Source organism: Moorena sp. (assembly GCF_982860115.1).
The window spans coordinates 1-6,484 of sequence record NZ_CEYLVT010000326.1 but is presented as its reverse complement, the minus strand read 5'-3'; the positions used below and the strand labels follow the sequence as shown (position 1 = coordinate 6,484).

The following is a 6,484-nucleotide window of genomic DNA, read 5'->3' as shown; positions in this document are numbered from 1 at the left end:
CATGGGGGGAACCCCCAAGACCGCACTGCCTCCCCAAGACCGCGCTGCATCGCTTGTCTGTACCCCCACACCCTACACCCCACACCCTACACCCCACACCTGAGGTCAAAGTAAAAAACCTACCCTTGTGAGCCACCCTCCCCACCCCCTCCTCACAGGGGTAGGTTTTTTAGATCAGGGTCAAATATGGGACGACCTAGAGGGAGAGGAAAAAGAAGAGTTATAAGAAATGATGATTTTTAGCAGCAAATTAGCTGGATTGTCTTGATGCAATAACGAGTGGTTTAGTTTCTGTGTGGGTAACCTCGGTCCCCACCTTCTCTGTATTTCTGTATTAATGCAGTCGCTCATGGGGCAAATCACACCGGTTGCTCATGGCCCATGGGTATGTGCGGGTAACCTCAGTCCCCACCTAATAATACCCGTGAGAACCCTCAAGACTGCACTGTTTACACTCAGGTCAGCGCTGCATCGCTTCTTCCCTTGAATTTGGAAACACCATTACACCCATTGCGATAACTTGATGACTAATCTTCAACAACAGGCTGATCATCAACAAGTTTATAACCAACAAGCTTATAACCAACAAGCTTATAACCAAAAGCTATTGGAGCAGCTGGCTTGGGTAATTGAAATGGCAGCCACTGTCGAGGAATTTTCCTTATTCTTTGCCCATTGTAATTATACCCAGTGGCGAGACCACTTGATGCAACAGCTGGCAGAAGTTTGTTCGGTAGAGATTTTCCCGATTGGGCTAACTCCGGATATCACCCAGCTATACACGACCCTATACACCAGGTGTCAAACTCAACTGGGACAAAGACAGCCCCAAGGGATTATGGTTTACGGCTTTGAGGTGGTTAGGGATCTCCAACAACTGCTCAGATTAGCCAATGGAGTCCGGGAGGAGTTTCGCAAACAGTTCCATGTCCCCATCCTGTTTTGGGTAGATGATCAAGTCTATTCCCAATTCCTTCACTCTGCCAGGGATTTGGCAAGTTGGGTAACCGCTTCACCCCTGGACTTTCAAATCTCTAACGCTGACGTAATCGAATTTATCCAACAGGTTACTGATCTTGGGTTTGCTCAAGTCTTAGCCGCTGGAGGGGCTGGGGGTTTTGACCATGGACATAATCTCAGTAACCAGCTGCTGGCTGACTTACGCCGGGCAAGGCTTGACTTACAACATCGACAGGTAGCATTACCGCCAGATTTAGAAGCGAGTCTGGAATTTATCCTAGGTCTAGTAATTCCCGATGGTCTCAACCAGTCGGAGGAGCATTACCAAAGAAGTTTAGACCTGTGGAAACCTCTCCTGCCAGTTTACCTGTTTCCCGACCCCGAACATCTAATCCGAGCCGGATGTGTTCTGTTCCATATGGGGCAACTGTACTGTACCTATGCAGATCTTGACCGAAATCAGGATAAGCAACATTGCCTACGGGCAAGAGACTATTTTTTGCGATCGCATTACTGCTTCGAGCAAGCTAAGCGTCCCGACTTAGTGGCTAAGTTTATCAATCCCTTAGGAGAAATTCTACAAAGACTAGGGCGATGGGATGAGTTGGAGCAGTTAGGCAAAAAAGCCTTAACCCTTCATCAAAAATATCCCAACCCAATCTGGCTTGCCCATGATTACGGCTTTCTAGGGGCAGAAGTCGCCATCGCTCGGTCCCAATGGCATCGGGTCAAAGACTTGGCCACTAAAGCACTGGATATCCTTAGCGATGCCCAGGATTCTGTTCAACTCCCTGGTGACCTGAGTCGGCAGCAGTTGGAGTGGGCGTGGGAACTTCATCAAGGTTGGTATCGCTTTTCCCTAGGCAGAGCCTACAAGCATCTCGGTCAACCCCAGGACGGGATTGCCCATCTTGAGCTTGCTAAAGAGCAAACAAATCCTAAGGTTAATCCTGATCTATATATTCAAATTCTGAAAGAATTGCGACAGCTCTACCTTGACCAAGGGGATTATCAAAAAGCCTTCTCAGTTAAGGCATACCAGCAATTAATCGAGTATCAGTTCCGGTTTCGGGCATTTGTGGGCACTAGTCGATTGTCCCTCAACCAACTAATCAGGGATACTCAGGCAACGCCAGAAGAAAAACAGGGAATTGTGGCTGACCAAATTGCTGCCTCTGGTCGAGAGCAAGCGATTAATGACTTAGTTGAGCGTATTGCTAGCAAAGACCACAAACTAACAGTAATTTGTGGCTCCTCTGGTGTGGGTAAAAGTTTTCTACTTGAGGAAGGTTTAATTCCTAGATTACAGCAAGACCGTATTGCAGGTCGGGATGTGGAGCCGGTGTTGCTGAGGGTTTATTCCCAGTGGGAGGATAGGTTAAATCAAAGGATAATTGGAACAGAGAAGGGGGGAGAGTGGCAAAAGAAGGGAGAGAGAGAAGAAATTCTGGGCAAAATTCTCGACAAGCTGCGACACAATGGTGACACTAATCGACTGACGGTTATAATTTTCGACCAGTTTGAAAAATTTTTATTTGAGTATCATAAGCCACAGCAACGACGAGTTTTTTATCAATTTTTAAAGGACTGTCTAACCCTTGAAGCAGTGCAAGTTATTCTAGCATTGCGTTCAGATTATATCTCTTATTTACTAGAGTGTAATGACCGTCTGATTAGTTTAGATGTAGTCAATAATGATATTCTCAGCAAAAATGTTCTCTATTACTTAGGTAATTTTGATCAGCCTCAGGCTAAAGCCTTGATTTACCGGTTAACGGAGCAGACTAATTTTTCCTTAGAACCAGGGCTTATTGAGCAATTGGTGAACGATTTAGCAGCAGAAACGGGAGTTGTGCATCCGATTGAGTTACAGATGGTGGGAGCGCAATTAGAAACTGAGGGAATTGTTACCTTGGAGAGGTATCAACAAGGGGGCCATAAGGCAAAACTAGTAGAGCGTTATCTGGAAACTGTGGTTACCGATTGTGGACCTGAACACCGAGAAACTACCTGGAAATTGTTGTCTCTGTTGACCGATGATCAGCAACTGAGACCCTTAAAAACTGAGACTGAATTAGCTACTGGTTTAAGCTTACCCCCAGAGCAGCTCACCCTGATTTTAGAAATTTTAGTGGGCTCGGGGTTAGTGTTTAAGATTGAACGAGAAACGGAAGACCGCTATCAGTTGGTTCATGATTATTTAGTAAACACAATTGATAATATATATGAGAATAATATGAAACTTAATTTGGTAAATAGTGAGGAAGAAAAGCGAATTTTGCAGCAAGGGCAGCAAGAAGGACTAAAACTAGAACGAGCAGGAGTTACACATCTTAATCAATTTAACTATAGCCCGTTTGATGCCTTACTAGCAGCTATGGAGACGGGGAAAGCATTAAAAGCAATGGTCACGAAAAATACTCCCTTTAAAAACTATCCCGCTGCTACTCCAATACTCGCTTTACAAATGATTCTTGACCACATTCAGGACCATAGAATTGGGCAGCATCAGGGTAAAGTTTACCAGATGAAATTTAGCGGAGATGGTCAGCTGCTCGCTAGCGCTGGAAAGGATGGAATCGTGAAGTTGTGGGATGTCAACACTGGGCAAGTCCAAGACTTAAAGGGGCATAAAGGTTTGGTTTGGCACGTGGAATTTAGCCAGGATGATCAGCTGCTCGCTAGCGCTGGAGTTGACGGAATGGTGAGGTTGTCGGATGTCAACACTGGACAAGTCCAAGCATTGAAGGGGCATCACGGTTGGGTTAAGCAGCTGGAATTTAGCCCGGATGGTCAGCTGATCGCTACTGCTGGAGTTGACGGAATGGTGAGGTTGTCGGATGTCAACACTGGACAAGTCCAAGCATTGAAGGGGCATCAGGGTTGGGTTGAGCAGCTGGAATTTAGCCAAGATGGTCAGCTGCTCGCTAGCGCTGGAGAGGATGGAATTGTGAGATTGTGGGATTTGAAAACCAGGCAAGTCCAAGAATTGAAGGGGCATCGGGGTTGGGTTAAGCAGCTGGAATTTAGCCCGGATGGTCAGCTGCTCGCTAGCGCTGGAGAGGACAGAATCGTCAGATTGTGGGTACTCAACACTGGGCAAGTCCAGGAATTTAAGGGGCATGAAGGTTTGGTTTGGCAATTGGAATTTAGCCCGGATGGTCAGCTGCTCGCTAGCGCTGGAGATTACGGAATGGTGAGGTTGTCGGATGTCAACACTGGACAAGTCCAAGAATTGAACGAGCATCAGGGTCAGGTTAGCCAGGTGGCCTTTAGCCCGGATGGTCAGCTGCTCGCTAGCGCTGGAGATTACGGAATGGTGAGGTTGTCGGATGTCAACACTGGACAAGTCCAAGAATTGAAGGGGCATCAGGGTAAGGTTAGCCAGGTGGCATTTAGCCCGGATGGTCAGCTGCTCGCTAGCGCTGGAGATGACCGTACGGTGCGCCTGTGGGATTTAACGGGTCGGCAAATTGCCCAATTCGAGGGGACTAAGATGGTTTTCAACCTAGATTGGACGCAACTGGCTACCCTAGACGGGGATACTATCAAGCTGTGGCGGGTGGACACCCTAGATGGACTCTTAACTAGGGGTTGTGCTTGGCTAAGTAGTTATTTCAGGAATAGTTCTGTTAATCCAGAACTGAAGGAATTTTGTGATTGCTTGCTGGAAGAGTGAAGGTTTAAGGTTTAAGGTTCAAGGTTTAAGGTTGTTGAAGGTTGAAGGTTGTTGAAGGTTGTTGAAGGTTGAAGGTTGAAGGTTGAAGGTTTAAAGTTATTCTGATGGTGCTTCAACTGTTCCGGCAAAAGCTTCTAATACATCCCAGGCATTTTGGCTAGTAACTGTTTTCACTATCGCACTTGCCTAAGCTAGCGTACCCTTAGTGCAATGGATTACTATAGACAAAAATAGCCTATTAGTATACCCAAAAACGAATTAGAACTCCCACCATTAGTATGGTATTGATACAGTCTTAATAAAGTCGCAAATTAGCGAAACCAGAACCCTTGCTGATCTGACACCCCACACCCCACACCCCACACCCCACACCCCACACCGGATGACTCTGAATTTCACCGAGTTTTACAAAGCCACTAACCCAAGCAAAACCCTTGATCTCACCCAGAAGGAAGACCAGAAGCTCTATATCGATTTTTCTGCTGTCCGGGGGGGAGCACTGATTGAGCAACTGAAAGCTCAAATTACTCTATTCTCGGAAGACCAGCCCACCTGTCAATTATTTACGGGACATATTGGTTGTGGGAAGTCTACGGAATTATCTCGACTCAAGGCTGAGTTGCTAGCAGAAAACTTTCATGTGGTTTACTTCGAGTCGGATCAGGATTTGGAGATGAACGATGTGGATGTGGGGGATATCTTATTAGTGATTGCTCGCCAGGTCAGTGAAAGTTTGGAAGCTAGCCAGGTTAAGTTACCGCTACAAAGGTTTAGAGCTTTCCTACAGGACACTACCACATTCTTGGGTTCCGATGTAACTGGGGTTGAGGTTAAGATTCCCAAGGTTGCTGAGTTTGGGGTCAAGGAAAAACAGGGAGAGTATTCGCTATCGGCAGGGATTGCCAAGATTACCACGAAAGCCAAAAATAGCCCAACCTTGCGTGATCGGTTGCGGAGTTATATCGAACCTCGTACCAAAACCATTATTGATGTGATTAATACCGAGTTGATTGAGCCTGCGATCGCTCAACTCCAACACCAGGGAAAACGGGGACTAGTGGTAATCGTAGATAACCTTGACCGGGTCGAAATTGTGCCGAAGTCTTGGGGGAGACCACAACCGGAATATTTATTTGTAGACCGGGGAGAACAGTTGCGCCAACTCAACTGTCATGTGATTTATACGATGCCCCTAGGGCTACGATTCTGTAATGATATCGTTCGGCTTACCAATCGTTTCGGGGTTGAGCCGAAGGTGTTGCCAATGGTGCCAGTGACGCAACGGAATGGTAAGGAGTGTCAGGAAGGAATGGAAAGGCTCAGAGCGATGGTAATGGCTAGAGCTTTCCCTAAGCTAGCATCAGCGCAACGGTTGCAGAAGATTCCGCAAGTGTTTGATGCACGGGAAACCCTGGACAAACTCTGTTATATCAGTGGTGGTCATGTGCGGGAGTTACTGGCAATGCTTCGGGATTGGATTATGGTGGAGGCCAAGTTACCCCTATCCCGGGCAGGGTTAGAGCAGGTTATTCGTAGTCGCTGCAATAAAATCCGATTAGCGATTGATGAAGAGGAGTGGAAATTATTGCGTCAGGTGCATCAGAACCAAGAAGTAAGTGGTGACGACCATTATCGAGTATTGGTGCGTAGTCTATTTGTTTATGAATACTCTGACGCTCAAGGGTCTTGGTTTACAGTCAATCCGATTTTGGTAGAAACTGGCAAGTTGTAGGGAAGGGAATCGGGAATCGGGAATCGGAACCCACCCCTAACCCCTCCCAGGAGGGGAACGGGAATCGGGAATCGGGAATCGGAACCCACCCCTAACCCCTCCCAGGAGGGGAA

General features: G+C 46.9%; 2 protein-coding genes. Both read left to right on the top strand.

The features are described 5' to 3' along the window. The first annotated feature begins 523 nt into the window (after nucleotides 1-523). Nucleotides 524-4,639, top strand: coding sequence for a WD40 domain-containing protein (locus AC4II3_RS30475; protein WP_488015792.1), 4,116 nt, complete (start codon nucleotides 524-526; stop codon nucleotides 4,637-4,639). Between the two features lie 382 nt (nucleotides 4,640-5,021). Continuing rightward, entirely contained in the window at nucleotides 5,022-6,371 is a 1,350-nt protein-coding gene (locus tag AC4II3_RS30470; RefSeq protein WP_488015794.1) for a hypothetical protein, read from the top strand. Nucleotides 6,372-6,484 lie beyond the last annotated feature (113 nt).